At 62.3% G+C, this 26,481-nt stretch carries 28 protein-coding genes and 1 pseudogene; 15 read left to right on the top strand and 14 right to left on the bottom strand.

Annotated elements, in window-relative coordinates; genetic code table 11:
- Positions 1-6: 6 nt before the first annotated feature.
- The gene (locus HMI60_RS05430; protein WP_018778983.1) at positions 7-369 is read right to left on the bottom strand and encodes a GNAT family N-acetyltransferase; all 363 of its coding nucleotides are present in this window, start codon (positions 367-369) and stop codon (positions 7-9) included.
- A complete protein-coding gene (locus HMI60_RS05425; protein WP_193590699.1) occupies positions 366-1,718 on the bottom strand; it encodes an acyltransferase in 1,353 nt (450 codons plus the stop codon). The genes HMI60_RS05430 and HMI60_RS05425 overlap by 4 nt, the downstream gene beginning before the upstream one ends.
- Positions 1,719-1,879: 161 nt before the next feature.
- Here HMI60_RS05425 and HMI60_RS05420 point away from each other — a divergent pair, with 161 nt between their 5' ends.
- Positions 1,880-2,299, top strand: coding sequence for a VOC family protein (locus tag HMI60_RS05420; RefSeq protein WP_018778986.1), 420 nt, complete (start codon positions 1,880-1,882; stop codon positions 2,297-2,299).
- On the opposite strand, the gene HMI60_RS05415 is transcribed toward HMI60_RS05420, so the two are convergent.
- The 5 genes from HMI60_RS05415 to HMI60_RS05395 form a co-directional block, all read right to left on the bottom strand.
- Positions 2,296-2,688: a DUF1304 domain-containing protein gene (locus HMI60_RS05415; RefSeq protein WP_039239292.1), complete on the bottom strand. Its 393-nt coding sequence runs from the start codon at positions 2,686-2,688 to the stop codon at positions 2,296-2,298. The two genes, HMI60_RS05420 and HMI60_RS05415, sit on opposite strands and share 4 nt — an antisense overlap.
- A 38-nt stretch (positions 2,689-2,726) precedes the next feature.
- Positions 2,727-3,596 (bottom strand): class II fructose-bisphosphate aldolase, encoded by an 870-nt coding sequence (locus tag HMI60_RS05410; protein WP_193590698.1) that lies wholly within the window; start codon positions 3,594-3,596, stop codon positions 2,727-2,729.
- Entirely contained in the window at positions 3,596-5,062 is a 1,467-nt protein-coding gene (locus HMI60_RS05405) for a GntP family transporter (RefSeq protein ID WP_018778989.1), read from the bottom strand. The genes HMI60_RS05410 and HMI60_RS05405 overlap by 1 nt, the downstream gene beginning before the upstream one ends.
- Before the next feature lie 175 nt (positions 5,063-5,237).
- Positions 5,238-6,140, bottom strand: a complete 903-nt coding sequence (locus HMI60_RS05400; protein ID WP_039239290.1) for an NAD(P)-dependent oxidoreductase — start codon at positions 6,138-6,140, stop codon at positions 5,238-5,240.
- Between the two features lie 25 nt (positions 6,141-6,165).
- On the bottom strand, positions 6,166-7,680 hold the full coding sequence (locus HMI60_RS05395) for a four-carbon acid sugar kinase family protein (RefSeq protein WP_110505932.1): 1,515 nt from the start codon (positions 7,678-7,680) through the stop codon (positions 6,166-6,168).
- Positions 7,681-7,809: 129 nt separating this feature from the next.
- On the opposite strand from HMI60_RS05395, the gene HMI60_RS05390 reads away from it, so the two are divergent.
- Both HMI60_RS05390 and HMI60_RS05385 read left to right on the top strand, forming a co-directional pair.
- Positions 7,810-8,613, top strand: coding sequence for an alpha/beta fold hydrolase (locus HMI60_RS05390; protein WP_110505931.1), 804 nt, complete (start codon positions 7,810-7,812; stop codon positions 8,611-8,613).
- A gap of 68 nt (positions 8,614-8,681) precedes the next feature.
- The gene (locus HMI60_RS05385) at positions 8,682-9,383 is read left to right on the top strand and encodes a FadR/GntR family transcriptional regulator (protein ID WP_039239287.1); all 702 of its coding nucleotides are present in this window, start codon (positions 8,682-8,684) and stop codon (positions 9,381-9,383) included.
- On the opposite strand, the gene HMI60_RS05380 is transcribed toward HMI60_RS05385, so the two are convergent.
- Positions 9,384-10,352, bottom strand: a complete 969-nt coding sequence (locus HMI60_RS05380; RefSeq protein ID WP_110505930.1) for an AraC family transcriptional regulator — start codon at positions 10,350-10,352, stop codon at positions 9,384-9,386.
- 149 nt (positions 10,353-10,501) lie between these two features.
- On the opposite strand from HMI60_RS05380, the gene HMI60_RS05375 reads away from it, so the two are divergent.
- The 7 genes from HMI60_RS05375 to HMI60_RS05345 all read left to right on the top strand — a co-directional run bounded on the left by HMI60_RS05375 (position 10,502) and on the right by HMI60_RS05345 (position 18,759).
- Positions 10,502-10,651, top strand: coding sequence for a hypothetical protein (locus HMI60_RS05375; protein ID WP_179128464.1), 150 nt, complete (start codon positions 10,502-10,504; stop codon positions 10,649-10,651).
- Between the two features lie 123 nt (positions 10,652-10,774).
- Positions 10,775-11,563 carry an SDR family oxidoreductase gene (locus HMI60_RS05370; RefSeq protein WP_110505929.1) on the top strand — a complete coding sequence of 263 codons (789 nt, stop codon included), beginning with the start codon at positions 10,775-10,777 and terminating at the stop codon, positions 11,561-11,563.
- 37 nt (positions 11,564-11,600) lie between these two features.
- Entirely contained in the window at positions 11,601-12,842 is a 1,242-nt protein-coding gene (locus HMI60_RS05365; protein ID WP_018778997.1) for a styrene monooxygenase/indole monooxygenase family protein, read from the top strand.
- 40 nt (positions 12,843-12,882) lie between these two features.
- Positions 12,883-14,634: a flavin reductase gene (locus HMI60_RS05360; protein ID WP_193590697.1), complete on the top strand. Its 1,752-nt coding sequence runs from the start codon at positions 12,883-12,885 to the stop codon at positions 14,632-14,634.
- A 21-nt stretch (positions 14,635-14,655) separates the two neighbouring features.
- Positions 14,656-16,287: an NAD(P)/FAD-dependent oxidoreductase gene (locus HMI60_RS05355; protein WP_110505926.1), complete on the top strand. Its 1,632-nt coding sequence runs from the start codon at positions 14,656-14,658 to the stop codon at positions 16,285-16,287.
- 7 nt (positions 16,288-16,294) lie between these two features.
- The gene (locus HMI60_RS05350) at positions 16,295-17,086 is read left to right on the top strand and encodes a cyclase family protein (RefSeq protein ID WP_110505925.1); all 792 of its coding nucleotides are present in this window, start codon (positions 16,295-16,297) and stop codon (positions 17,084-17,086) included.
- A complete protein-coding gene (locus HMI60_RS05345; RefSeq protein WP_193590696.1) occupies positions 17,083-18,759 on the top strand; it encodes a thiamine pyrophosphate-binding protein in 1,677 nt (558 codons plus the stop codon). Before HMI60_RS05350 ends, HMI60_RS05345 begins: the two co-directional genes overlap by 4 nt.
- A 172-nt stretch (positions 18,760-18,931) precedes the next feature.
- On the opposite strand, the gene HMI60_RS05340 is transcribed toward HMI60_RS05345, so the two are convergent.
- Positions 18,932-19,504, bottom strand: coding sequence for a recombinase family protein (locus HMI60_RS05340; protein ID WP_193590695.1), 573 nt, complete (start codon positions 19,502-19,504; stop codon positions 18,932-18,934).
- Positions 19,505-19,702: 198 nt separating this feature from the next.
- Here HMI60_RS05340 and HMI60_RS05335 point away from each other — a divergent pair, with 198 nt between their 5' ends.
- A complete protein-coding gene (locus tag HMI60_RS05335; protein WP_193590694.1) occupies positions 19,703-20,734 on the top strand; it encodes a hypothetical protein in 1,032 nt (343 codons plus the stop codon).
- A 134-nt stretch (positions 20,735-20,868) separates the two neighbouring features.
- Positions 20,869-21,369 (top strand): hypothetical protein, encoded by a 501-nt coding sequence (locus HMI60_RS05330; protein WP_193590693.1) that lies wholly within the window; start codon positions 20,869-20,871, stop codon positions 21,367-21,369.
- Between the two features lie 87 nt (positions 21,370-21,456).
- Here HMI60_RS05330 and HMI60_RS05325 read toward each other — a convergent pair whose 3' ends face one another.
- The 5 genes from HMI60_RS05325 to HMI60_RS05305 form a co-directional block, all read right to left on the bottom strand.
- Positions 21,457-22,221, bottom strand: coding sequence for a hypothetical protein (locus tag HMI60_RS05325; protein ID WP_193590692.1), 765 nt, complete (start codon positions 22,219-22,221; stop codon positions 21,457-21,459).
- Between the two features lie 264 nt (positions 22,222-22,485).
- On the bottom strand, positions 22,486-22,716 hold the full coding sequence (locus HMI60_RS05320) for a hypothetical protein (RefSeq protein WP_193590691.1): 231 nt from the start codon (positions 22,714-22,716) through the stop codon (positions 22,486-22,488).
- Between the two features lie 297 nt (positions 22,717-23,013).
- On the bottom strand, positions 23,014-23,244 hold the full coding sequence (locus tag HMI60_RS05315; protein WP_193590690.1) for a hypothetical protein: 231 nt from the start codon (positions 23,242-23,244) through the stop codon (positions 23,014-23,016).
- Positions 23,245-23,256: 12 nt separating this feature from the next.
- Positions 23,257-23,553, bottom strand: coding sequence for a DUF2599 domain-containing protein (locus HMI60_RS21250; protein ID WP_227453655.1), 297 nt, complete (start codon positions 23,551-23,553; stop codon positions 23,257-23,259).
- Between the two features lie 217 nt (positions 23,554-23,770).
- The gene (locus HMI60_RS05305; RefSeq protein WP_039239265.1) at positions 23,771-24,073 is read right to left on the bottom strand and encodes a hypothetical protein; all 303 of its coding nucleotides are present in this window, start codon (positions 24,071-24,073) and stop codon (positions 23,771-23,773) included.
- A gap of 175 nt (positions 24,074-24,248) precedes the next feature.
- Here HMI60_RS05305 and HMI60_RS21160 point away from each other — a divergent pair.
- From HMI60_RS21160 to HMI60_RS05295, 3 genes and pseudogenes are all read left to right on the top strand, one after another.
- Positions 24,249-24,458: pseudogene (locus HMI60_RS21160) on the top strand (tyrosine-protein phosphatase); the annotation flags it as partial.
- Positions 24,459-24,609: 151 nt separating this feature from the next.
- Entirely contained in the window at positions 24,610-25,011 is a 402-nt protein-coding gene (locus HMI60_RS21155) for a tyrosine-protein phosphatase (RefSeq protein ID WP_255520239.1), read from the top strand.
- Positions 25,012-25,720: 709 nt separating this feature from the next.
- A complete protein-coding gene (locus tag HMI60_RS05295) occupies positions 25,721-26,299 on the top strand; it encodes an SMI1/KNR4 family protein (protein WP_193590689.1) in 579 nt (192 codons plus the stop codon).
- The last annotated feature ends 182 nt before the right edge of the window (positions 26,300-26,481 follow it).

Below are 26,481 nucleotides of genomic sequence, written 5' to 3'. Positions count from 1 at the left end.
GCGCGGTCAGTTGTTGTCAGGCTCCGCGTCAACCGTAGGCTTTTCTTTCGGCCAGTCGACGTCCTGTTCATATCCCTCGTGCCTTTTCAGGTAACCGGCAATGAACGGGCAATGCGGAATGATGCGCTTCCCCGACGCCACGACGTCATCCAGGGCGAAGTGTGCCAGAACGTTCGCCAGTCCTTGGCCCTTGAATTGGGGTTTCGTCTCCGTGTGGATGAAGTCGATGTGACCGGGCCTGTCCAGGAACTGTGAAATCACCGCCAACTCCCCGTCTACGTGTAACTCGTAGCGGTGGAACTTGTCGTTGCGCAATGTAGTAACGCCGGGGCGGAACGACTCGGCCAGTGAATCCGTATTCTCGGTCATGGTTCGAGATTGGCACGTAAATCGTGTGCTGGCAACGTGGCCGGGGTCGCCTGCCGCGCTTCCGCAGGTTCTGCCTCCGCCGCCGGGGGGACCGGCGTCGGAACCCTGCCCAAAAGCAGGACAGACAGCGCGAAGCACGCCGCTCCCCCACCCAGCAACGCGAGCGTCAGTCCGTTGAAGGCGGCGTCCGCCACTGGGATAAAGACCACGACGGCGGCCGTCACCACGGCGGCCCGCCCCGGGCCTCGAGCATGGCTTGCTGCCATGGGACGATCCTCAAGCCGGCCGAAAAGCATCGTCACCGGGACGAGCAGTGCAACCACGGCGATGAAGACGGGAATGCGGGCCCACCACCACTCTGCGGTCTCGGCCACCGGCCTGGGCACGTCGGTGAGCAACAACAAACCGGCCATGCCAACCAGGAGGGGGAGATGCCATAGATAAACGGTCATGGAGCGGCGTCCCGCCACAGCGATCCCGGCACGGATCCACCGGACGTCAGCGAGCCACCGCAGCCCTGGACCCAGCAGTTGCAGGGTGGCTGTCTGGGAAATGCCCAGCAGAAGCAGGCACAAGTTGGGCGGGTTGATGTTCACCACCATGTTCCCCGGATACACAGCGACTCCGGTGACAAGTCCCAGGAGGAGATTGCTGCAGATGATGGCGCCCACCAGCCAGGTGCGGCTCCGGTGTTCGAAGAAGCCATCGGCCTTGAAGAAGCCCAGCTGCTGCACGGCGCACCATACGAAAATCATGTTGGTAAACGCCAGCACGGGAATGGCGCCGCGGAGGGAATCGACGGCGATGATGAAGGCCACCAGAACCCCGAAAGTCAGCAGCGGTGCACGTTCATGGAATCTTGCCAAGAGGGGGATGCTCAGCTGGGCCGTGAGGTACGCGGCGAGGAACCACAACGGCATCGCAGCTCCGGCAGTCATCAGCTGGATGACTTGCGGATGGACACCCAGCAGCAGCGCGATCCACAACCCTCCCCACATGACGGCGAGCAGGGCCATGGCGGGACGCACCAATCGCAGGAGGCGCAGCTGGGCGAAGTCGAATCCTGTCCCGCCGGCCGTTCTCAACCGCCGCCACGACTGGAGGCCGGTAACACCGCCAAGGACAAAGAAGAGCGGAACGATCATCAGGACCCAGAGCACAGGCGTGAACCAGGCTTGCTCCATGAGGACGTTGCGGGTCTCGACTGTCCCATCCTTGTGCAAAACGGGGCTCACCATCATGCAGTGGGCTGCGACCACCAGCAGCAGGCACGTGAAGCGGACAAGGTCGATCACCGGATCCCTCTGCGCAGCCGTTGGGCTGACCGCAGGAAACGCCTCCCGCTCCATGGCTCTCCCTACCGGGCCGGCACCTGCGTGCTGACTCCCAGTGTGCTGACTCCATTGTCCGCCTCGCGGAGCGGCGGAGCCAGCAGGGTGGCTTCCGCCCTGTCCACATGGTCGCATTCCATGTCTGGACGGGACGCCGAAACAACGGCAGGATCAGACGCATGACTACGTCCATATTCGTGAATCTTCCTGTCAGCGACCTCGAGGCATCCAAGGCTTTCTACACAGCACTTGGCTACACGATCAACCCGAACTTCACCGACGAAACCGCGGCATGCGTGGTTTTCAGCGACACGATCTACACAATGCTGCTTACGCACGACAAGTTCAGCCAGTTCACCAAGCAGCCCATAGCGGATACCAGGAATTCGACGGCGGCCATCGTCGCCATTTCGGCCGACAGCCGGGAAGACGTGGATGCTTTGGCGGGCAAAGCCCTGGAAGCCGGCGGCTCAGAAACCTATGACCCGCAGGATCTCGGTTTCATGTACAGCCGGGCCTTCAGGGACCTCGACGGCCACCACTGGGAAGTGCTGTGGATGGACGACGCCGCAGCCCAGGCAGGGCCGCCGGAACACTAGCCCAGCGTTACAGCCAGGATTCCAAGCACGACGGCGAGCAGCGGCGTCGTGCCTTGGATGGTCGCTGCCCGGAGGTACTTCTTACCGCTCGCCACGAGGACCAGAGACGCAAGAAGCATCGAGCCACAGCTGCTGAAGACGAGGGTCCAACCGACCTGGGGTGCACCCATGGCCACTGCGACAATCCCGACCAATGCACCGATGGCGAGGAAGAGGTTGTAGAAGCCCTGGTTGTACGCCATGGACTTGGTGGTATCCGCTTCGGCCTGGGACGTGATGCTGAATGTCTTCCACGTAGCGGGCTTGGTCCAGGTGATGGACTCCATGGTGAAGATGTAGACGTGAAGAAGGGCGGCAATCGTCGCGAAAATCAGGGAGGCCAGGATCATGGTCTGATCCTAGCCTCCCCGTGTTCCTGCGCTGGGTGTCAGGCGCTGAGCAACTCAAGCGTGGCGCCGGCAAAGGATGCTGCCGAACCGTTCCACCGGGCCAGCAATCCCTGGAGATTCTCGCCGTCTGCCCGGTACGCCGCTGTTTCCGACTCCAACGTGGCCAGGATCCCGGTCCGCAGCTCCGTGTTGAAGTTCACTTTGCCTACCTGCATTCCGGAAGCTTTGGCAAGCTCACTGGCCGGGATTCCGGAGGCGCCGTGGAGCACCAGAGGGACCTCTGTCCGTGCGGCGACATCCTGCAACACATCCCACCGAATGTTGGGCTCACCCGTGTACTTGCCGTGGACGTTTCCCACGGCAACAGCGAGCAATTGCGCACCCGTTTGCTCCACGAAGCCGGCCACCTGCTCCGGGTCGGTGAGACCGGGGACGGAAGCACCGGCGTCGGGCGTTGATGACCCGAACGCGCGGTCCTCGTCGCCTGCCAGTCCGCCCAACTCCGCTTCGATCACGACGTCGGCATGGCCCGCCGCGTCCAGCGCGGCACGGACCTCGCGGACCAGGTGGATGTTGTCCTTGAGCGGCTTGGATGATCCATCGGCCAGGACGGCATCAGCTCCGGCAGCCACAGCTTCCAGGATGACGTTCAGATCCGAAGCATGGTCCAGCTGGACGGACACCGGGACGCTCGCGGAGTCCGCCAGGCCCCGGAGGGCAGTAATGAGCCGTAGGCCGTTGGCGGTGGACGCGGTTTTCGGCGCCACCAACAGGATTACGCCAAGGCGGGCCTCCTCCGCAGCTGACACGACGGCGAGCGCGGTGGTGAAGTCGTAGCAGGTGAAGGCTGGAACAGCGGAGCCGGTGGCCAACGCGGAATTGACCAGGTGGTCGAGTTTCGTGCGCATCAGTGGGCCAGGCCTCCTACCAGGATCCAGGCAACGTACGTCAGGACGAAGCCGGCCAGGCCCAGGATGGTGGTCAGGACGGTCCAGGTCTTGAGGCCGTCGGAGACCGTGAGGCCGTAGTAGCGGATCACGGTCCAGAAGCCGGCATCGGTCACGTGGGACAGGCCGAGCGCGCCGAAACCTATGGCAATCACGATCACTGCGATCTGCGCCGGCGAGTAGCCGCCTTCCATGACCGCTGAGGTGAGCAGGCCCGTCGTCGTGACGATTGCAACCGTCGCCGAACCCTGTGCTGCGCGCAAGGCCAGCGAGATGATGAAGCCGAGCACGATCACGGGCAGGCCCAGGCTGTCCAAGGTGTGGGAGAGCGCGGCTCCGATGCCGGAAGTGCGGAGGACTTCACCGAAGACGCCACCGGCAGCAACCACCATCAGGATGGAAGCGATGGGCGGCAGGGCACCCTCGAAAATCTCGCCTGTTTCCTTGAGGGACCAGTTGCGGCGGACCGCCAGCAGGAAGAACGACAACGCAACGGCGACGAGGAGGGCGAAGAACGGATTGCCGATGAACGAAGCCACGCCGTACCAGTAGTTGTCCTTGGCGATGGTCAGTGTGCCGACGGTGCCGAGAAGGATCTGCACGATGGGCGCTGCGATCAGGAACATGATCAGGCCCGGACGCGGCGGGGCGATTGCGCGGGCACCCGGACCGTCGTGGCCCACGTGGACCAGGGAATCGGAACCGAATTCCTCAACCTGCTGCTTCACGCCGGGGAGGAGTTCGTAGTCCTTGCGGTTCATGATGCTGGCAACCCAGTAGGACAGGAAGCCCAAGGGAATGCAGATGATCAGGGAGATCATAGTGATCAGGCCGATGTCGGCACCGAATACGCCGGCGCCGGCAACGATGCCCGGGTGCGGCGGAACAGCCACATGGATGGACAGCATGATTCCAGCCATGGGCAGGCCGAACTTGATGGGGTGGACCTTGGCGATTTTGGCGAAGGCGTAAACGATCGGAACGAGGACGATCACTCCCACCTCGAAGAACACCGGAATCGCGACCAGGAAGCCGACGGCCGTCAACGCGACAGCAACGCGCTTGGCACCGAGCTTCTCCGTGAAGTGCGTGGCCAAGGACTGCACGCCGCCGGAGACCTCGATCATGCGACCAAGGATGGCGCCGAGGGCAATCAACAAGGCGACCTTGCCCATGGTGCTTCCAACACCGTTGGTCACCACCGTGAAGATGTCCTTGAGCGGAATCTGCGCAGCCACGCCCACCAGGATGCTGACGGCGAGCAGGGCAACGAATGCCTGGATCTTGAAGCGGATGATCAGGACCAGCAGCAAGGCGATGCCTGCCGCGGCGATGGTCAGCAGAAGCGGTGTTCCCAGCTCCACTGCGGGTTTGATGGCAGGGGCATCTGCGGCCCCGGCCATGAGGGAGTTGACGAGGGGGTTCATTGGGGCGGTGTCTCCTTTGACAAACCGGTGCGCACAGCAGACCGGCGGGAGGTGGCGGCGACGGCGAAGGGGGGATCGCCGTCGTCGCGCGTTCTGGGGTGGGTGGAGTTTTTGTACAGCTAATGACCTTTAGGGCGCCCCATGAGGGCGTTAGGTGTACAAAAACTCCCAGGGGTTAAGCGGTGCGCTTGGCGGGCGCTACTACCTTGATGACGGCGGAGTCATCAGCGGCGGCGAGGCCTTGGGCCTGGCCGAGCAGGTAGAGTTGCTCGGCGGCAGCGGCAACGGGTGCGGCGAGTCCGGCGGCCCGGGTTGCCTTGCCTACGATGCCCATGTCCTTGACGAAAATGTCCAGGCGGCTGAGGACCTCGGCGCCGTCTTCGGTGTAGGCCTCGAGGATGCGCGGGCCACGGTTGGAGAGCATGAAGGAACCGGCGGCTCCGGCTTCGAGGGCGGCGAGGGTCTTGGCCTGGTCGAGGCCGAGGGCGTCCGCGAGGGCCATGGCCTCGGCGGCGGCAGCGATGTGGACTCCGCAGAGCAACTGGTTGACGGTCTTCAGGGCCTGGCCGTCGCCGGGCTTGTCGCCCACGATGCTCAATGTGGAGGCCAGCAATTCCAAGGCAGGGCGCGCCTTCTCCAGCGCCTCCGGCTCGGCTCCGACCACGATCAATAGATCGCCTTCACCGGCACGCTTGGGGCCGCCGGACAGCGGAGCGTCAACCAGCGAAACACCGTACTCGGCAAGCTTGGCGACCGTCGCCGGGATGGCTTCAGTTCCCACCGTGCTGCCCAGGATTACGACGGCGCCCGGCTTCAGAACGGCAGCGACACCGTTTTCGCCAAACAGGACGTCGTTGAGCTGCTCACCGTTGCGGACGGCGAGCAGCAGCGCATCTGCGTCCTGCGAAGCTTCGCGGGCCGAGGCGAAGGTCTTGATACCGGCCGCGGCGGCGAGTTCCAGACGGGGCTCGGCAATGTCGAAGCCGTGCACAGTCAGCTCGGACGCGAGCCGGGTTGCCATGGGCAGGCCCATGGCACCAAGGCCCAGGACGGTGACGGTGTAGTTGCTGCTGGTCATGGTGTTCTCCATTGAATTTTGGCTGTTAGAAGGTTGCGCTGAGCTTGCGGGTGACCTGGGTCAGGGATTGGTCGTCGCCCACGTTGCCGGCGAAGACGATGTACGGGATGCCTTTTGCAGGGCCGTCCACCGGCTCCCACAGGGAGACGATGCCCGGGAGCATGGGGCCGCGGACTATCGCGTGGCGGATTTCCAGGCCATGGGCGGCCACGTCCGAGGATGTGATGCCGCCCTTGGCGATGACGAAGCGCGGCGGGAAACTCTTGAGCGTGCGGTTCACGACAGCCACGACGGCGGCGGAGACGGTGCGGGCGATCTTCAGGCTGGCTGCGGCGTCGTCGGTCTTGATGAGCAGGCGGCTGGTGTGGACGATCACGTCACCGCTGCGGAGGGCATCCACGACGTCGGCCACTACCGTTCCGATGTACGCTTCGGCTTCTGCTTCGCCCTGGGTTTTGGTGCCGGCAATGAGCTTCTCGACGTCGATTTCGATGGTCCTCGCCGAGCTGTGCTGTGCCGTGAGGTCGTTGAGTTGCCGCGTGGTGACGCCCACGTGGGAACCCACGACGATCAAGCCTCCGCCCGTGGAGGGAGTGTTGCCCGCAAAGGCCTCTTCGGAGGTCAGCGCGGTGCGGATCTCCTGGCCGATGCGTCCACGGACGAAAGGCGGACCCACGCGGTAGAGGAGCTTCTTGCCGCGGCGTTCTGCTTCCTCCAGGCCCATAGCAAGGGCGCGGAAGTCATTCTCGGTGACGATGTCGGCCACGATCGGGGTGGAGTTGGTGGCGGATTCCAGGGCGTCCGCGATGGCCTTCGCGGAGATGGTGGGGTCCTGGGCGAAAGCACCGGCGCGGATGATGTTCAGGTCCAAGACGATCACGTCGCTGGCGGGGAACCGCCCCTGCGACTTCTCCTCCACATATTTGGCCATCTCTGAATTTGCGAAGCCGAAGCTCGCGTCCTTGGCGAACTCCGTCTCGGCAACGGGGGTGAGGGAACCGGCATCTTCTCCGGTCCCACGCATGTAGTGCACACCGCCGATGGTGACGCGACCGGCGTCGGGGAACGCGGGGACGATCACCACGCCGTCGGTGGTTTCGCCGGTTTCAGCAGCCACGGTGGCGGCGATGACGTCCGGCTCCAGCGGGTAGTGGCCGCGGAGGGTGGAGTCGCTCCGGCTGACGAAACCCAGGCGCAGTCCGTCGGCAGAAGCGGCTGCCGCGAGCGCATTCCGGACGATTTCCTCGTTGCGGGCTGCGGCTTCTGCGGGGTCCAGGCTACGGGTGTTGGTCAGCACATAGACGGCGGGCTTGGTCTGGTTGTCACGGATGTGGGCGAAGGCCCAGGTGAAGTCAGCGACATCCCAGCTGGTCAGCACTGCGAGATCTGCCACGGATTGGGTGCCTGTGGGGTCGTCGTCGAGGACCACCAGGACGCGGGGGCTGCTTGCCGAGGACACGGCAACGGCATCGGCCACGAGCTGAGCAGGAATCTGGACTTCCGCCGGGAAAGCGGCCAGAACGTCGGCTTCAAGGGTCACTGTTCACTCCATCGTGGGAAATCTTTGCTGCGGTTTATGAATGTAAGATGTCAGACATCTAACATTTGAATTAGTGTGACACAACGCTCCCGGCCTGCGCAAGGAGACCAGCGTCACTAGGCTGGGTGCATGGCTGGCAGCGAAGCACCGTTCACATCCGTGGATATCCGCACGCCTGTTGTTTCCGCAGGTGAAACGGCGCCGGCGGTCCTGATCCACGGCTGGGCCTCAACATCCGCCTACTGGGAACCATTGGCCGGAAAGCTGCTCGACGCCGGATACCCGGCATGGATTGCGGACCTCCCCGGCTATCACCCCGGCGAGGTACTCTCCCCGGAGTTCGAATGGACCCTGGAGTCTGCGGCAGCCTCCTTGGCGGCGACCCTCGAAGCCAAACACAGCGGTCCCGCTCACCTGGTGGGGCACTCCCTGGGTGGCAGCGTGGCCCTGACGCTTGCCGCCGGCTTCCCGCAGCTGACGGCAACCCTAACGCTGGTTGGCATGGTTCCGGCGCCGCCCAACGAAGGCTTCCGGTCCATGCTGCAAGCGCAATGGAAACAAGGTTTCATCGACGCCGGAACCAAGGCCCGATGCATGGCAGCCTGGTACGGCGACCCGCCGTACCAGGACGAAGAACTGCTCAGCCGCGGGTTCGATATCCCGTTCGAAGTCCTGGGCCCGAGCGGCGAGGCGGCCATGACCGGCGTCGAACCTTCAGTACCTGGGCGCGTCCACGCTCCGCTGCTGGTGCTGGCCGGAACAGCGGACCGCGTGCGGTCCATGGAACAGATGGCCGCGTTTGTGGACGCGGACCCGCGACGCCGGCTGAAGGCCATTCCCGGGGCGGGCCACAGTGTCCACTGGGAGCAACCGCAACAATGTGCGGAAGCGTTGCAGGAGTTTTGGAAAACCAGCTGGCCACCGCCAGCGTAAGATGTCTGACATCCATCCCGCCCCGGGGAAGCCGGGCGCAGGATGGGCGGATACAGGAATGGGGTTACATGGCACGCAAGTCGCTGGTTGGCGTCGTCGCTGATGAGTTGCTGGACCGGATCATCGCGGGCGAATTTCCACCCGGCACGGTTGTCCCGGGCGAGCTGGAGCTCAGCGCCAAGCACGAGGTGAGCCGCATGACCGTGCGTGAAGCCATGAAGACCCTGGAAGCGCAGCGGATCCTCAGCGTCGAACGAGGCCGGGGCACGTTCGTGAATCCGCTGAATCAGTGGGCATCCCTGGAGGCCGTGCTGCGCGCAGCGTCGGAGGGCACCAAGGATGCCGCGGCGGCCATCCAGTTGATCGAACTCCGCCGCATGCTGGAGACGGGCGCCTGCGAACTGGCCGCCGAGCGTATCTCAGACGACGAACTCATCACGCTCAAAGAGCATGTGGCAAAGATGCAGTCCTCCCACGAGGACAATGACCTGGCCGGTTTCGTTGAAGCCGACCTGGCCTTCCATGACGTGATTCTGCACGCCTCCGGCAACGTCTTCGTGGCCGTACTGTTCGAACCCCTGCACCGCGTCCTGGAGGCACGCCGCCGGGAGACGTCCGCTTTCGCGGAGATCCAGGAACACGCCATCGGACACCATCGGAAGATTGCCGCGGCGCTGGAATCCCGCAACCCCAACGAGGCGCGGCTCGCGATGGACGCGCACATGCAGCAGACGCTGGACGACCTGAAAACATACGTCCTGGAGGCGTAGCTAGCGGCGCAGTGTTTCCGACGGCAACTCCCCGAAGGTCTTCAGATACAGCGCCGAGAACCGCCCCTGGTGCGTGAAGCCGCACGACTCCGCAACCGCCGTCACGCTTTGCTCACGCGGGCCGGCTTCCAGGAGCATTTCGCGGGCGCGATCCAACCGGATGCTCCGCAGCAGGTCCGACGGCGTCGCCCCGGTTTCGGCGCGCAGTGCCGTCTGCAGGGTCCGGACCGAAACGCCAAGGCACTCGGCGATATCGGGCACCGTGAGTTCCTCTGTGGCGTGACGTTCCAGCAGTTCGCGGCATTCCCGGACCAGCCGGCCCTCCGCTTCCGTGTTCCGGGCCTCCTCCGCAGGCGGTTGCATCGCCATCAGCAGCCGGGACACCATGCTGTCCGCCAACAAGCCTTGAACGAACACCGGCGCGGCGGTCTGCGGCCGGCTGATCAGGTCGTCATGAAGCTCGACGACGGACCTCAAGAAGGCGCGACCGGCGGCGCCTGACAGGTCCATGCCGTAGCCAAGCTCCACAGCGCCGTCCCCGTACAGTTGCCCGGCAACCCGTTCCAGCGCCGTTCGCCGCACATAGACGATCAGGTGCGGGCTGCCGCCGTCCCAACTCATGGAGAATGGCCTGTCGATCGGCGGAACAGTGGCCATGTGCGGGCTGGAATCCACTGTGCTGTTCCCCACCCGCATGGACGCATGCCCGGCGAGCGGGATCTGCACCAGATGGAAATCCTGCAGTCCTTCAGGCTCAATGCGGACGTCGGCGCCGTAGTCCAGGAACTCGATGCCCACGTCGCCCCGATGCAGGGAACGCAGCTTCATATCCACTGCCGAGGTCCGGGTCCGCGGTGCGAGCTCGTGGCTGCAGAACAGCTCGGCGATCCTGGCGTGGGCTTCGTCCACGTCAGTTGTGGCCATCGTCGGCCGCCCCCGCAGGACATCGCGGGGAAGAATTTTCACCATTTGGGCACCCACTCCACAGTTCTGCGCTTTTCGGATGATCCCCGCGCTACGTGGATATTCCGGATTTCAACGGCCGCCTAGAGTCGCTTTCAGAACCAGTATGACGCAGCTCACATCACGATAACAGCACTGAAAGCGAGGTGGGACCAGTGAAGAACATCAAGCTCGTGCATGACCGGCGGGACGAGTGGGATCGACACCATTTCGAACTCTGGGCGGCGGAACTTCAAGCCAAGGACGCTCAGCTCACCTCAGCGGCGTGGGTTGGTTGGCACGAAGAAGAGGAAGACCCTGCGTAATCCGGATGACTTTTGCGCTTAGTGGATAGTCCGGCCAACGGCGACTGCCTAGAGTCGCTTATGGATCAACCATGACGGACGTCACATTTCTTCAACATTACAAATACGGGAAAGGTTTGGGCCATGTCAGGACTCGACGGCAGGACAGCAATTGTCACCGGTGGGGCAACCAAGGTGGGACAAGGCGTGGTGACCTCGTTGCGGGACGCCGGAGCCACGGTGGTGGTTGCGGATATAGCTCCCGACGGCGGCACCCTCACCAAAGCACTCGGGGAAGGAATCCACTATTCCCACACGGACATCACCGATGACGCCGCAGTGCGCGAACTCGTGGAGGAAACCGTAGCCCTCCACGGCGGTCTCGACATCCTGGTCAACCTGGCCTGCACCTACAAGGACGATGGCCCGGCATCCGGTCGCAGCGACTGGCTCGAGGCCCTCAACGTCAACCTCGTGAGTGCAGTGGTGGCAAGCAACACCGCGCGCCCACACCTCAAAGCGTCAGGGCACGGCGCCATCATCAACTTCACCTCGATCTCCAGTTCCATCGCCCAAACCGGCCGCTGGCTCTACCCGGCCAGCAAAGCGGCCCTCGTCCAGCTCACGCGCAGCATGGCCGTGGACTTCGCGGCGGACGGCATCCGGGTGAACTCCGTCAGCCCCGGATGGGTGTGGAGCAACATCATGGACACCCTCAGCAACGGTGATCTTGCCAAGACCGATTCCGTGGCCGCCCCTTTCCACGCTCTCAAGCGCGTCGGCCGGCCGCACGAGGTGGGGGACGTCGTCGCGTTTCTCGCCGGCGACCAGGCAAGTTTCGTGACCGGCGCCGATTGGGCGGTCGACGGCGGCTACTCCGCCTTGGGTCCTGAACGCGCCGAAGAAACCATCCCCCTGCTGGCCGCCAAATGACGCCAGGCTCCACCACACTCCATAGAAGGGCAACACCATGACGCAACGCCACATCACCATCGTCGGAGCCGGCCAGTCCGGGCTTCAGCTGGGCATCGGACTGCTGGACGCCGGCTACTCCGTGACCACCATTTCCAACCGCACACCCGAAGAAATCCGGGACGGCAAGGTCGCCTCCAGCCAATGCATCTTCCACAACGCACTGGAGCACGAGCGGGCGCTGGGGTTGGACTTCTGGCCCGATGCCCCCACGGTCGACGGCATTTCCTTCACCATCCCCCACCCCGAACTCCCGGGCGAGAAGGCCATCAGCTGGGCATCCCGCCTGGACAACCATGCCAAGTCCATCGACCAGCGCGTGAAGTTCCCGCGGTTCATGGAAGAGTTCACGGCACGCGGCGGGGAACTAGTTTTCGAAGACGCAGGCGTGGCCGAGCTGGAGAAGTACGCGCAGAACTCGGATCTGGTGATTGTCGCCGCAGGCAAGGGAGACATCGCCCAACTGTTCACCCGCGACGCCGAACGGAGCACCTACGACGCCCCGCAGCGTGCCCTGGCGCTGACCTACGTGAAGGGCCTCAAGCCCCGCGAAGAGTACTCTGCGGTTTCTTTCAACCTCATTCCCGGCGTCGGCGAATACTTCGTGTTCCCCGCACTCACCACCAGCGGCCCCTGCGAAATTATGGTCTTCGAGGGCGTTCCCGGCGGTCCCATGGACACCTGGAAGGGCCTCTCCCCGGAGGAACATCTGGAGAATTCCACGAACATCCTCAAGACCTTCCTGCCATGGGAAGCCGAGCGGGCAACGGATGTGGAACTCACCGACCCCAACGGCGTCCTCCAGGGCAGGTTTGCGCCCACTGTCCGCCACCCGATCGCCACGTTGCCGAGCGGCCGGCAGGTACTGGGCCTGGCCGACGTCGTGGTGTTGAACGATCCCATCACCGGCCAAGGTTCCAACAACGCCAGCAAGTGCGCGGCGTCCTACCTGGACAGCATCATCCGGCACGGCGAACAGCCGTTCGGCGCTGAGTTCATGCAGGCCACATTCGAGCGCTATTGGGATTACGCACAGCACGTTGCACACTGGACCAATGCCCTCCTGGCCCCGCCGCCGCCCCACGTCCTTGAACTCCTGGGCGCCGCCAACAGCGAGCCGGACATCGCCCGCAGGTTCGCCAACGGCTTCAACCATCCGCCGGAATTCCAGGAGTGGTTCATGTCTCCCGACAAGGCAGCCGGCTACTTGGCGAGCCTTTCCGCAGCCAAAGTCTCCTAGCCACGTTTTTTTGGCACAGACAAGCTAAAAAGGACCCATAATGCGAAAGATAGCAATCGTGGGCGCCGGTGAATCCGGTGCCCAACTGGCCCTGGGCCTGCAACGGGAAGGCTACACAGTGACACTGCTGTCCGACCGTTCCGCAGCCCAGATCCGCACCGGGAAAGTCATGTCCAGCCAGTGCATGTTCTCCACGGCCCTGGATGCCGAGGCACAGATGGGGACCGCCCTCACCGAATACTACGAATCCGGAGCAGTCCCGGCCATCACCTCCATCCAGCTCCGGGTGGACGCGGAAGAACCCATCGAATGGGCAGCCCCCTTGGACGGGACTGCCCGCTCCATCGACCAACGGATCAAAAGCGCCCTGTGGATTGAGACGTTCGTCGCTGCCGGTGGCGATTTCCGCATCGAGAAGGTCACCCCGCGCATGCTCGAGGAACTCGCCCGCGACTACGAGCTGGTCATTGTGAGCACGGGCAAAGGCGAAATCGGGCAGATCTTCCCGCGGGACAAGGCAAAATCGCCTTTCGACCGCCCGCAGCGCGTCCTTGCACTGAACTACGTCAAGCCCGACGCCGGTGCTGCCGCCGGCGCAGTGGGTGACGGCGCAGTAGTAGGCGACGCCATCCGCATGTCCATGGCCCCCGGCGTCGGCGAGTTTTTCACCTTCCCGGGCCTGACCGTGTCCGGCCCGTGCCGCATGATGGTGTTCGAGGGCGTGGTGGGTGGCCCCATGGACCGGTGGACCGACGTCGGAAGTCCTAAAGAGCAGCTAGCGCGATCGCTGGCGATCCTGCGCGAGCACTTTCCGCACGAAGCCGGGAACTTCGCCGGAGCCGAACTGACGGATGACGGCGCCACGCTTCTGGGACGCATCACGCCTACGGTGAGGTCCGCCGTCGGGGAACTCGGCAACGGAAAGCTGGTGTTCGGGCTGGGTGATGCCGTGGTCCTCAACGATCCCCTCACCGGTCAGGGTTCCAACAATGCAACCCTGGCTGCAAAGTACTACCTGGACTCGATCGTCCGCCGTGGCCAGCAACCGTTCGACCGCCACTGGATGGAGCGCACTTTCGATGAATTCTGGCGGGGCTGGGGGCAGTGGGCCGTTGAATGGACCAACGATCTCCTGAAACCGCGCCGGGACCACCAGAAAACGCTCCTCAGCGAAGCCGCTGAACATCCCGCGTTGGCGGCGAGCATCGTGAACGGTTTCGACGACCCCCGAACGTCCTACCCGTGGTGGTTTGATCCCACCGCTGCTGCTGACTTCATGCAGGCCAGGAAGGAAGAAGACACCTCGGCCTTCGACGTCCGTGACTTCCGGAGCGCCCTGGGACAATTCGCCACCGGCGTCACAGTGGTCACCACCGTTTCCGCGGACGGCAGGAAGGTGGGCATGACAGCGAACTCCTTCACTTCGGTCTCCATGGATCCCCCGCTGGTGCTGTGGTGCCCCAGCAAACGGGCACCCAGCCTGGGCGATTTCGAGGAAGCCACGCACTTTGCCATCAATATCCTGGCAAGCGACCAGCACGTCCTTTCCCGCCAATTCGCTACCCCGGCCACGGACAAGTTCGCCGGAGTGGAAACCGTGGAAGGCATCGCCGGTGTGCCGCTGCTGGACGGCGCGGTGGCGACCTTCCAATGCCGGACCGTCTCGCGACATGACGCCGGGGATCACGTCATCTATGTGGGTGAGGTGGAAAGCTACAACCACGACGGCGGCGCTCCCCTGGTGTTCCACGGCGGCAAGTACCACGCCACTGCCAGCCACCCTGATTTCTGAGCACTCTTGAAAGGAACGGTTATGGACGAATCCTGTGAGGTCGCGATCATTGGCTCGGGAATCAACTCCCTGGTGGCGGCAGCCGAGCTTGCCCTGGACGGAAAGCGCGTGTGCATCATCGAGCGCTCGGACCGGCTGGGTGGGTTCATCGACTCCTCCGAACGGACCTTGCCGGGCTTCATCCACGACACGTTCTCCTCCTGGCATCCGCTGTTCGTGTCCGGCGGCGCCTATGAAGTGCTGGGCAAGGAACTGCACGCCCGGGGCCTCGAGTATTGCAATACCACCGGGCCCGTGACGGCGAGCGTAGCGGCGGACCCGGCGACGGGGGCGCACCGCGTAGTCATTGCGCACCGGGATCCAGCCGAGACAAGCGCTGCATTCAAGGAGCCCCGGGACCAGGCCGCTTACCTGGCGATGCTCGATGACCTGGGCCGGAACGCCGGAACGGTTTTCGGGGCCTTCGGCGCCGAGCTGCGGTCCTTTCCTGAGGTTGCAAAGATCGCCTTTGGTGCCCTGCGGCGTGGGCGCCTGGGCGCAAACGAGTCATTCATCCGGGACTCCGTGATGAGCGGCCGCAACTACGTCCGCAGCCGCTTTGACGGCTGGGAAACGGACCAGTTGTGGTCGCCGTGGCTCCTGCACGCCGGGCTGGGACCGGACCAAGCCACGGGCGGGGTGATGCTGCCCGTCATGGCCATGAGCATGCACGGTTTTGGGCTGCCCGTCGTGAAGGGCGGGGCATCGCGGTTCGTCGCAGCGTTCGAGTCGCTCCTGAGGGACAACGGCGTCAGGATCATGCTCGGTGCCGAAGCCGAGGAGATCCTGGTTTCAGGCACAGCGGTCACGGGTGTCCGGACGTCACAGGGCAGTGTTTCGGCCGACACCGTGCTGGCCAACGTCTCCCCGCAGGCCCTTTACACGTCATTGCTTCACGAGCCCCCGGCCGCGGCTGCCCAGGCCGCTGAAAAGTACCAGAACGGCCGCGGAGCCATGCAGATCCACTTGGCCTTGGACAAGCCCGTTGAGTGGCTCGATCCCCGGCTCAACACCGTGCCGCTGGTGCACCTCAGCAATGGTTCGGACAGCACGGGAGTTGCCTGCGCCCAGGCCGAAGCGGGACTGCTGCCGGCCGAACCAACGGTTGTGGTGGGGCAGCAATACGTGCTGGATCCGTCGCGGGCACCGGAGGGGAAGGCCACGCTGTGGTTGCAGCTGCAGGAGGTGCCGTTCGCGCCTGTGGGCGATGCCGCAGGTGAACTGGACGTCAGCAATGGGTGGAGTGGCGAACTTAAAGCCGGCTACCTGGAGCGGGTCCTGGCAAGGTTGGAACAGTTTGCTCCGGGGACCCGTGCGAGTGTCCTCGCCTCCGACATCCTGGCACCGACGGACCTGGCCTTGGCCAATCCCAATGCCGTCAATGGGGATCCCTACGGCGGCTCGGCTGAGTTCTTCCAGAACCTTCTGTGGCGGCCTTTCCCGGAGGCCGCCGGACACCGCACGGCCATCCAAGGTCTCTGGCACATCGGGGCTTCAACCCACCCCGGTCCTGGACTTTCGGGCGGCTCCGGACACCTGGTGGCGCAGAAACTGACCGCACCGCCGTCACGATTTTCCCGTATCCAAGAAGCACTGAAACCACGTAAGCGATAGGAGAACAATGTCTGTTCTGGCCGGGCTCACTGCAGCCCTTTCGAATGGTTCGGTGGAGATCATCGACCTCACCACTCCCCTCAGCTCCGAGACGCCCATTTTGAACCTGCCGCAGCCTTTCGCGAACACGGTGGGGCTTTCCGTCTCGCCGGTGAGCAATTTCGACGACGCCGGACCCGCCTGGGCCTGGAACGACGTCACGGTGGGCGAGCACGCAGGAACACACCTGGACGCACCGGTGCACTGGATCACCGGCAAGGACGGCAAGTCCGTGGACCAGATCGAACCGCACCGCCTGGTAGGTCCCCTCGTGGTGATCGACAAATCCGCCGAGGCGGCGCAGGACCCTGATTTTCTCCTGGAACCGGAGCACTTTGAGCAATGGCAGGAAGAGCACGGCGCGTTCCCGGAGAACTGCTGGGTCATCTTCCGGACCGGTTGGGCGGCCCGCGGCGCTGACGCTGACGCTTTCGTCAACGCGGACGACGCCGGACCCCACACTCCCGGGGTCTCTGCTGCAGGTGCCAAGTGGCTCGCCGGAAACGCCTCGATCAGCGGTTTCGGCGTGGAAACCGTGGGCATCGACGCAGGCCAGGCCGGTACCCTCGATCCGATGTTCCCGGTCCACTCGTTCCTGCTCGGGGCGGACAAGTACGGCGTCACGTCGCTGCGGAATGTGGACCGGCTTCCTATCACCGGTGCCACGCTGGTGGTTGCTCCCCTGCCGATCGTTGGTGGCACCGGAAGCCCCAGCCGCGTGTATGCGCTGGTTGAAAAAGACGCGGTGGAGAAGGCATGAGCGGGCAGGTTCGGGTTTCCGCGCTGGTCGGCAGGACCTTGGCGAAGCTCGGTGTCGGACACGTTTTCGGGGTGGTGGGCTCCGGAAACTTCGATGTCACCGGAACGCTCATGGCCGAAGGCATCCCGTTCACCGCGGCCCGGCATGAGGGTGGAGCGGCGACCATGGCGGACGCCTACACCCGGATGTCGGGCAAGGTGGGCGTGGTCACCACACATCAAGGCTGCGGGCTGAGCAACGCCATCACCGGGATCGGGGAGGCCGCGAAAAGCCGGACACCCATGATCGTTCTGACCGCCGACACCCAGGCCGCAGCCATCCGCTCCAACTTCAAGATCGACCAGGACGCCCTGGCCCGCAGCGTGGGCGCTGTAGCCGAGCGGATCCACTCCCCGGCCACGGCGGTCGCTGACACGGTCAGGGCTTTCCGGACGGCTGTGAACGAGCGCCGCACGGTGGTTCTGAGCTTGCCGTTGGACATCCAAAGTGCCACCGCAGCGGACGAGGTGGGTGCCGCCGTCGTGCCTCAACCGCCCAAGGTGCGCCCCGACGCTGGCGCCGTTGAGCAACTGGTGGCACTGATTTCCGCGGCTGAACGACCCGTGTTCGTGGCCGGACGCGGAGGGCGCGGCGCCAGGGACGAAATCCTCGCGCTGGCGCGCCATGCCGGAGCCCTCGTGGCGACGTCCGCAGTGGCGAGCGGGCTGTTCAACGGTGACGCCCACAACTTGGGCATTTCCGGCGGGTTCTCTTCGCCCGCAACGGCGGAGTTCATCAGCGGCGCCGACCTGATCGTGGGCTGGGGCTGCGCGCTGAACATGTGGACCATGCGGCACGGGCGGCTCATTTCGTCCGGCACCAAGGTGGTCCAGGTCGACGTCGAAGACTCCGCCCTGGGTGCCAACCGTCCCATCACTCTGGGGGTGCTGGGCGATTCGGCGCTGACCGCCGGGGATGCCCTGTCCGTACTGGCCCTTTCACAGCCGGAGCCTGTGGAGAAGTACCGTACAGAGGCCAACGCCCTGACCATCAAACAGAGCTCACGGTGGCGGGACGTGGACACTGAAGACCTGTCCACCGCGACCTCCATCGACCCGCGCGTCCTCACCCGCGAACTCGATTCGATGCTCCCTGCCGAGCGGATCGTTGCCGTGGATTCGGGCAACTTCATGGGCTACCCCAGCCAATACCTTGCCGTGCCGGACGAGTTCGGGTTCTGCTTCACGCAGGCTTTCCAGGCGATCGGACTGGGCCTGTACACGGCCATCGGTGCCGCCCTGGCCCAGCCGCATCGCCTGCCGGTCCTGGGTGCAGGAGACGGCGGGTTCCTCATGGGTATCAGCGAACTCGAGACCGCGGCGAGACTGAAGCTGCCGCTGGTGTGCATTGTCTACAACGACGCCGCGTACGGAGCCGAGGTGCACCATTTCGCTTCAGGGCACTCCGAAGCCGAGTTGTCCAGCGTCGTGTTCCCGGCCACCGACATTGCCGCGATTGCCCGGGGATTCGGCGCGGAAGGGGTGACAGTGCGGACCGTAGCTGACCTCGAAGCTGTTCGCCCGTGGATAGCTGCTTACGAAGCCGGGACGCAGGACCGGCCGCTGGTCATCGATGCCAAGATCGCCTCCGACGGCGGTTCCTGGTGGCTGGCCGAAGCCTTCCAGGGCCACTAAGTGCCGGTGTCGTTTTCCGAAGTCGTCTGCACACGCTGCCCTGAAAGTACTGAACTTGTGCAGACGGGTATGGAAATCAGAGTGTCCAAAGTCCCCTGCACGAGGCGTCACACTTTGGTCGAGAGTCCTCTGCACGAAGGCTCCCGGCAGTGCGTTCACTGCCGGGAAGCGATCACGTGGTCGGCGCGGCGCGCTGGATGGCCCGGTAGACGGTGGAGCGAGCGACGCCGAAGAGTTCAGCAAACTCCGTTGTCGTGTGTGTTCCACCCTGATGAAGGCTCAGGAGGTGGGCCTCCTGCCTTTTGGAGAGCTGGGGCTGTCGACCCCGAAGCTTGCCCTTCGACTTCGCCACCGCCATGCCTTCACGGGTCCGGGCGCGAATAGGGGCGGATTCAAATTCCGCGACCATGCCCAGGATGTTGAACCGCAGCTTTCCAACCGGGTCATGGGGATCGTAGATCCTGCCTCCGATGTTGAGGATTACGCCCTTGCGTGTGAGTTCGTCGGCAATATCCCTTGCGTCCGGCAGGGACCTTGCCAACCGGTCAAGTTTGGTGACAACGGAGGTGTCGCCGTTGCGGCACACAGCCACGGCCTTTTCCAGACCGGGACGGTCTCGTTTAGCGCCGGTAAATCCGTGGTCGACGTGGACCATCTCGTCGTCAACTCCCAAGGCATGGAGAGCATGACGCTGGGCGGTGAGGTCCTGACTGCTGGTCGAGCAGCGGGCATAACCGATGGGCATGATTGGGCTGTAGCGTATAAGGCCCCTTCACCGGGCATTAATTCGGGCGGGGTATACGGGAATCCGGCCTTGGCGGAAACACGCAGATTTGGAGAGAGCCGATGGGCAGCGCCGGCACGTCCGGTGGACGACCGGCTAAAGGGCGCCCCCTGTGTAGCCAAGCGTAAAGAGGATGGAGTGCACGGGTAGTCTGAAGCGATGTCCTATGACTTGGCAGTTTTTGGTTCCGAGGCACTCCTAAGCGGAGATGTAGCTACGCGTATCACGAACATCCGCGGCCTGACCGCTGACTTGGACCCCGACATGACGGCTTCTTGCTGGAGTTTCCGCGTCTTTAGAGGTCCCAAGCGAATTTACAGCTTCACGGTCGAAGGACCGTATGAAGATAGCGGCGAAGACACTCCGGAAACGTATGCCGAGATGGTCGTGTTTGGCATCAAGTATCGATACGACATTCTCATCGAAGGGGACGGAGATGCGTCGGGCGTCCCTTCTGCTCAGGCCTTCGCCAAGAAATTGGCCAAATCAGTCAGCGGGTTCGCTATGGATCTGCAGACTGACGAAGTATGGCCGAAGCCGAGGAAGCCTGCGCCCTCCACTGATTGGTATGACTCGCCCGATTGGAGCGATGAGGCAAAGGCGGAGTTCGAGGAAAAGCTCCGCAGCGTCCCTGGCACGGGTTCCGGATACCTGCACAGCAAAGCGATCCGACTCCAAATGGCCGGCGAGCTGAAGGGTGCCAGCGAACTTTGGTTACGGGTGCTGGATGACACGGACGAGTTCGTGGCCATGTCGTCCCATAACGCTGCGCTGGAAGGCTTGGGTGATATTTACGCCAAAGAGAACCCCGAGTTGTCCGCGCACTACTACCGTCGATTGCTGGCAAAAGACAGTCTCCAAATGACAACGGGCATGCAGGCAGTCAAACTTGCCCAAGTCCTCATAACCCGAGGCGAGACCTCCGACCTCGAAGAGGCAGCAGCGCTGCTCGAACGCTGGGCCGAGGGGCCAGATGACCCCTTTGCCGTCAACAACTTCAGATGGAACATGGCTGTTATCCATTTGGCCCAAGCCATCGGCGACCAGGACGCTGCACGCAAGGCTGCACGTCGTGGCTTGGACCTCCTTGGAGTGGGCCCTCAGTTCCCGGCTCAGTTGTGCAGTCAGAAGTGCAGGGATGTGCACGTGAACGACGAAACGGTGGACTGGCTGCAGCAAATAGCTGAATAGATCCCGTGCCAACGGTGGCATAAATTCGTGGCGGACACGCCCGTTAAAGGATCCTTTACCGGACACCCTTCTAGGGCCGGGGCCCGTCGTGGCTAGAGTCGAGACCTAGCTTGGGCCGACCATAGACTTACGGCATGCCGATGCGAATACTTACCCGGGAATGGTTCTCCCAGGCCCCTTACGACGAAGAACGTGAGGACGCGGGGCGCCAGTGGTTAGAGGCCCGACAGTCGGTCCGGCCCGCGCTCCACTCCGGAGCCGAGAAGCTTATTGACGTCGATGTCCATGACGGTGTGATCGACCTACTCCGCCAGGTCGAATGGGGTGTCGTCGAGCTCCGGGCGCTGATTGGCGACAGTCAAGTGGGCTATGAGTGGCTTTATGCCCGCTACCTTGGTGCCACCCTTTCCGTTGTCGAGACGGGTTTTGGCGAGGCCGGCACCGCGTTCGAGATGCTCGGCGACGAACTGACGTCTCAGGATGAGTCTTTCGTTCACAGCGTGATCACGTGGCCGCGAGGCGAGTTCGACATTGAGTTCGCTGCTGTGGACCTGACATTCACTCCCGCGGGTGGTGAGGATCGCATGGCGCTCATCACACGCGAAGAGCCGCCAAACGCGTCTATCAACCAATGAAGAAAAAGTCCGACACTCATGTGTCCAGAAAAGGATCCCTTTGCGGACACCTGATGACGCCGGTCGAGGGTAGGAGGGTCCAGGGGTCTACCAGATGTCCCAGACCACGCCCACGAACCAGTCCGCTGTGTCAGTCCGGGCGTTCTCGTCCCCGAGGGGTTCCAAGATGCATAACAGTGCTCGGGCAAACTTGGGGCCTGGTTCGATGAGATGCGTGTGCGGCTCGAATTCGTTCAGATAGCTCCGGCAGCTGACTTGGGCCAGCTGGAGAGCCTCCGGAGTTCCCCTTCCCAACAACCAGTACGACTCTGCCGTGGCCAAGATCGGCTGCAGCTCAAGAGGTGCCTTTATTTCTTTGATGTAGTGGAGCAGCACCAACATCAAGCCTTTCCATCTGTCTGTTCCCTGGGCGGCCGCGACCTGCTCGCCAGCGGACTGTAGCTCCCGTGAAGTCATTGGTCTGTTCAGATCGGGCATACCGTGGGGTGTTGGGCGGCCGAGGATCTTATCTAGTTCTTTATTGACGATCTGGGCTGCACTGGAGTCCCCGTCATAGTAGTCCTCCCAGAACCCGGGCACTAACCAGCGTGGTGGCGCAAATTCGAGCACGCCACCGTCACCGACTCTGGCCTCCCAGCTCTCTGGAATTGTTTCGTCGATGGTCTTAACGGCTCTTGAATCAAGCCAAGCCAAGTTTCTTTGGTCATCTGCCACTACTTGGATCTCGACCCGCCCGCTGGGGTACGCCAGAATGGAAGTCACCGTATATTCGGTGTCAAGCTTCAGCCAGCCGCTGCCTTCGAAAGGCAGAGCGGCAGCTGACTGGGAGATCTGCGCGTAGATGACTTTCATGACTTTGACTGAGCAGCCGCTAATTCTCGTGGTGTGAGCGGGCTGGTCGGGTGCCCGCCTTTCCAAGCTGCGGATCCTGCTACTTCGTCTGGATCGGACAGGTCTCCTCTGAACGTCTCTTGGGGTAACGACTGCGCTGACATGCCGACAGTCTACGGCCGGTCGATCATCCGGTGGGGATCCTTTACCGGGCCCTGCTGCCTTCGGCGCCCCGCCCGGTAAAGGATCCCTTGCCGGACGTTCCAGTTCAAAGAAGTAAGCCGTCTATTGGCCGGCATCTGCAACGCGGTTTCGCGCCTGTGCGAGCAGCTCGTTGTAATTTGCTTCAAAGGGCGCGACAAGAACTGACTCAAGGTCAGATTGCATGTCCCACAGGACGCGCTGTTCCGCTTGATGACTAACAACTGGGGCCTGACCGTTGTTCAAATGACATAACCATTCGAACAACACCAGTGCCTGGTCTTCGTTGAGTTCAATCCTCACCGGCTCAGACATGTCCTCGTCTCCCTTTCCATCCCGGGACGGTCAGTTTATCGCCGCTGAAACCTACTCATCGAGCGGGCTAACGCCCGGTGAGGGATCCTTCACCGGGCACTCCCACCGAAGCCCCGCAGCGGCTGGAGGGGCAACCCTGTACGAGCGCCAGCAAGCAACCGCCGCCCGGCGGTGGCAGGATGAGAAAGCGCTCGTGAAAGCCTCGCCAGTGAGTGTTTGTTGCTCACTACAGAAGGAAATCTGCAAGGAGGTGGGGTTCCGGATTCCCGGAACCCCACCTCCTTGGATCTCTAACCCTTAGCGAAGATCCTTCTTTGATCGAACTGCTAGGTAGTAGCTCTGCACACAGACAGCGGTCAGCAGGAGCGGCGCCAGGATGATTAGGGACCATTCCTCGAAGGAGAAAGGCGAGCCGTAGCCTCGTTCATCAATGAGCTCGAATCCCAGGCCAATGACTGCCCGTGCCGCTACGAAGATGAACACTATGGTCAAGACCACTGTGGTGACTGAGATGAACTTCTTTAACATAGGACTCTCTCCTTACGTACCTGGCCTCCAGTTACACTGGTGGTTTGCTACTCCGCCGATACTCACCGGGTCGGAATTTGTTCCTCGGAAGCCTTCCAGGTCCCAAGTAGTATTGCCTCCGAATATGCCACTTGCCGAAGGCGCATAGATGGCGTGGCACGCGAATTGTTGCATGTATGTTGGCTGGTCTACTTCTGCTCCAGCTTTGGCTTTCAGTTCATTCCAACCCTCATTGGCCAAATTAAAATGGTCCATACGGTGTCGCCCACAGGATTCCGGCCATCGGCGTGACGTGAATCGTGATGCCACGGTCGTAGCCAACCACGCCCTACCACTGAAAATGATCAATTAAGTCAACGCCGAGCCATGGGTCAGCCAGGACCGGATATGCAACCCCTGGAGCCTGGTGTTCTACAGTCTGGGTGAGAACGCTGCCGTTCAGCTGATAGTGAGTTTTTACGTTTTCCCCTGCGGCATCCTTTGCCCAGGGCGGCGCGACCACCGATCCTCAACCGGACGCCTTCGCTTAGCTCACCAATTTGTGGCCGGCAGCTCGCAGAACATCCCCTAACCACACGAGAGCGTAAGAAATGGCGTGTTCGGGATCTGCCGCGACGCTTCTGATGTTGTCCAGGGATTCAGTGAGCTGACCAATGGTGAGTTCGCTCGGCTGGTCATAGACGTTGTAGATCTCATCAGGTGGGATCGACCAGAAATAGTCCGCATCCACCTCTATGGTCGAGCCATGACGTTCCTCGACCTGCCGCATCAGGACATCGAACGCCTCGCGCAATTCCTGCGTTGTGAATCTCGTTGGATAGTCGGTCATTGAGGTCCTTCGTTCATCAACAAAGCTTCCGCGAGCTGCAGATCTCCAAGCCCCACAAGCATGACACCAATCGTCCTGGACCATGATGTGAGCCGTATTGCCCGGTAAAGGATCGGCTTACGGTCAACGCTTCGTGCCTCCGTCCGGCGGGTGCGGGGCTTGCTTTACTGGGGGCATGGAAATATCCGATAGCGAAGACCGCGCGCTGCATGCTGACGGGCTGACCAACGGTCGCGATCTCGGGGGGCTAAAGCGTAATGATGGGACCTTCACTCCACGCGGGGTCTTTTTCCGCAGTGAAAATATCGATTTGCTCACCCGGAACGGGTGGCAAGGCCTCTACGATACCGGGATCCGCACAGTCGTCGACCTGCGGCAACAACAGGAGCGGGAGTTGGATATCCAGGAGCGTCCTCCGTGGCTCACAACTGTCCACATCGATCTCGACGGCTTGGAGAACACCGGGTTCTGGGGGGGGCTTCTGGGACAACGGCTTGGTAGGCACCGCCCTCTATTTCCTGCCGCACCTCACTGCAATGCCAGAACATGCAGGCTCCGCCCTTTCTGCCATCTTGAACGCGCCGCCGGGCGGCGTCCTCTTCCATTGCATGGGTGGCAGGGACAGAACCGGGATCATTGCAATGCTCCTGCTCTCTGCGGTAGGCGTCCAGCAGGAGGCCATCGTCCACGACTATATGGAAACAGTCCGAGTTGGCGATCTTCGAGCCGCCAGCAGCAACAGGAACAGTGCGGAAGCTCAGCTCAATGAACTCTGTGTGCGCTACGGAACGACCACAGAGGGAGCGTTCCGAGCCGCCCTGACTGGCCTGGACTTGGACGGTTTCATTGTGGCCGCTGGGCTTAGTGAGAAAGACCGCGCCGTGCTTGCCTCTTGGCGCGGGAGTATCGACTGCCGTCCTTCAGGACGCGGAATCTGAAGCTGGACCTACTGTCACACGAATTGCGCGGAGGTGGAGGGCCCCCTTGTGACCGATGGCTATTTCACTCATAAGCTGCAGAAAGGCCAGGAACCGTCACAGAGGGATCATAGATGTTTTGTTCCAAATCTCCTTCGAGGTGCCCGGTGAAGGATCCTCATTTGGGATAGGCATGCGCAATGGAAGGCCGCGCACTGCGTACGCTCATTGAATGGGTGATTTCATTCGATACCAAAGTGCAGTCCCAAACCGGAGGGGACATTTCCCAGGCGTTTTCGCGATGGCCAACGGGCTTCGAAATGAAGGGTTTCTCAGCGAAGCAGACAGGCGATGGCTCGAAATTGCCAATGCCCTTGCGACCGAGAGCTACACGGATCCCACGACACTGACGGCGGATTGCTACGACCCGGAGGTAAACCCCGGCGCCCGCTCTTGGTTCAAAGCCGAGTCCTCACAACTTCTGGAAATGACAACTGGATACTTGCATCTCCTCGACAGGTACGGCGTCCCCTGGATGACACTTCGCACCCGCAGTCCCGGCCGCCTTGTTTACGAGGACGCAGTGCAAGTAGTTGCAGTTCCTCACACTTATCCAGAGCATTGGCCCTTCCAACCCGCCCGATAAAGGATCCCTCAGCGGGGCAGCTATCCCTTCCGAGGCCGCCAACAAAATCCAAGACGGCGATCGCTATGATGTTAGGTCTATACCATGACGAAATCATTAGCTCAGTCGACAAGAATCATCGACGAGTACGCCCATCGCTTGAAGCGACCTACACGCTCGCTTTATGATCCGGGGGCTTCCATTAAGGCCATTGTGGATCCACTGAGGCAGAGGGGTTTGCACGTAAGTGATGAATTGATTGCCCTCTACAGTTGGCACAACGGCACTCATGCAGACGAGGAGACCGTCCTGGGAGACATGCACATTATGCCCGGGTACTACTTTCTTAGCCTGGAAGAAGCCCTTGCAACCTACGACGAGTTTGTCAATACTCTCAACAAGAACCCGGCCTGGTTTCCTTTGCTCTCGGACGGTGCCGGCGGCTACGCTTTCCTAGACTGCTCAGCTTCAGAAACGCAGCCCATCTATGACTTCATGTTCGACGAACCAGATCATAAGGTCATTTTCTGCTCCATCGAAGATATGCTTCGAACATTCGCCGAAGCATACGTTCGCGGGGTCTTTTTCGTGGGTGAAGATGGTTTCCTCGACATGGATTCATCCGAATATGATGAGCTCGCGGCTGAAATGAACCCAAATGCAAACTATTGGTCAGCTATATAGTCGCTTTCCTGCTAAAGACTGCTGACAGCCTTAGCTACAGGAAATTCATGCAGCGAGATCCATATATGGGGCGCACCATCAGGCTAGCCGGCGCGGACTAGCTCGACCGTCAGCATTTCGTCGAGATCTTGGAAGAACTAAAACGGAAGCGGCGAAGACGCAGCAGCCCCTGTAGGCAACGT

This window comes from Paenarthrobacter sp. YJN-D (genome assembly GCF_015040335.1).
In the GTDB taxonomy this organism is placed as follows: domain Bacteria; phylum Actinomycetota; class Actinomycetes; order Actinomycetales; family Micrococcaceae; genus Arthrobacter; species Arthrobacter nicotinovorans.
This window is presented reverse-complemented; position numbering and strand designations above follow the sequence as displayed.

Bases quoted from the DNA above. Each gene is read 5' to 3' on its own strand.
- HMI60_RS05430 (WP_018778983.1), bottom strand. From the start codon at position 369: ATGACCGAGAATACGGATTCACTGGCCGAGTCGTTCCGCCCCGGCGTT.
- HMI60_RS05425 (WP_193590699.1), bottom strand. From the start codon at position 1,718: ATGGAGCGGGAGGCGTTTCCTGCGGTCAGCCCAACGGCTGCGCAGAGG.
- HMI60_RS05420 (WP_018778986.1), top strand. From the start codon at position 1,880: ATGACTACGTCCATATTCGTGAATCTTCCTGTCAGCGACCTCGAGGCA.
- HMI60_RS05415 (WP_039239292.1), bottom strand. From the start codon at position 2,688: ATGATCCTGGCCTCCCTGATTTTCGCGACGATTGCCGCCCTTCTTCAC.
- HMI60_RS05410 (WP_193590698.1), bottom strand. From the start codon at position 3,596: ATGCGCACGAAACTCGACCACCTGGTCAATTCCGCGTTGGCCACCGGC.
- HMI60_RS05405 (WP_018778989.1), bottom strand. From the start codon at position 5,062: ATGAACCCCCTCGTCAACTCCCTCATGGCCGGGGCCGCAGATGCCCCT.
- HMI60_RS05400 (WP_039239290.1), bottom strand. From the start codon at position 6,140: ATGACCAGCAGCAACTACACCGTCACCGTCCTGGGCCTTGGTGCCATG.
- HMI60_RS05390 (WP_110505931.1), top strand. From the start codon at position 7,810: ATGGCTGGCAGCGAAGCACCGTTCACATCCGTGGATATCCGCACGCCT.
- HMI60_RS05385 (WP_039239287.1), top strand. From the start codon at position 8,682: ATGGCACGCAAGTCGCTGGTTGGCGTCGTCGCTGATGAGTTGCTGGAC.
- HMI60_RS05380 (WP_110505930.1), bottom strand. From the start codon at position 10,352: ATGGTGAAAATTCTTCCCCGCGATGTCCTGCGGGGGCGGCCGACGATG.
- HMI60_RS05370 (WP_110505929.1), top strand. From the start codon at position 10,775: ATGTCAGGACTCGACGGCAGGACAGCAATTGTCACCGGTGGGGCAACC.
- HMI60_RS05365 (WP_018778997.1), top strand. From the start codon at position 11,601: ATGACGCAACGCCACATCACCATCGTCGGAGCCGGCCAGTCCGGGCTT.
- HMI60_RS05360 (WP_193590697.1), top strand. From the start codon at position 12,883: ATGCGAAAGATAGCAATCGTGGGCGCCGGTGAATCCGGTGCCCAACTG.
- HMI60_RS05355 (WP_110505926.1), top strand. From the start codon at position 14,656: ATGGACGAATCCTGTGAGGTCGCGATCATTGGCTCGGGAATCAACTCC.
- HMI60_RS05350 (WP_110505925.1), top strand. From the start codon at position 16,295: ATGTCTGTTCTGGCCGGGCTCACTGCAGCCCTTTCGAATGGTTCGGTG.
- HMI60_RS05345 (WP_193590696.1), top strand. From the start codon at position 17,083: ATGAGCGGGCAGGTTCGGGTTTCCGCGCTGGTCGGCAGGACCTTGGCG.
- HMI60_RS05340 (WP_193590695.1), bottom strand. From the start codon at position 19,504: ATGCCCATCGGTTATGCCCGCTGCTCGACCAGCAGTCAGGACCTCACC.
- HMI60_RS05335 (WP_193590694.1), top strand. From the start codon at position 19,703: ATGTCCTATGACTTGGCAGTTTTTGGTTCCGAGGCACTCCTAAGCGGA.
- HMI60_RS05330 (WP_193590693.1), top strand. From the start codon at position 20,869: ATGCCGATGCGAATACTTACCCGGGAATGGTTCTCCCAGGCCCCTTAC.
- HMI60_RS05325 (WP_193590692.1), bottom strand. From the start codon at position 22,221: ATGAAAGTCATCTACGCGCAGATCTCCCAGTCAGCTGCCGCTCTGCCT.
- HMI60_RS05320 (WP_193590691.1), bottom strand. From the start codon at position 22,716: ATGTCTGAGCCGGTGAGGATTGAACTCAACGAAGACCAGGCACTGGTG.
- HMI60_RS05315 (WP_193590690.1), bottom strand. From the start codon at position 23,244: ATGTTAAAGAAGTTCATCTCAGTCACCACAGTGGTCTTGACCATAGTG.
- HMI60_RS05305 (WP_039239265.1), bottom strand. From the start codon at position 24,073: ATGACCGACTATCCAACGAGATTCACAACGCAGGAATTGCGCGAGGCG.
- HMI60_RS21155 (WP_255520239.1), top strand. From the start codon at position 24,610: ATGCCAGAACATGCAGGCTCCGCCCTTTCTGCCATCTTGAACGCGCCG.
- HMI60_RS05295 (WP_193590689.1), top strand. From the start codon at position 25,721: ATGACGAAATCATTAGCTCAGTCGACAAGAATCATCGACGAGTACGCC.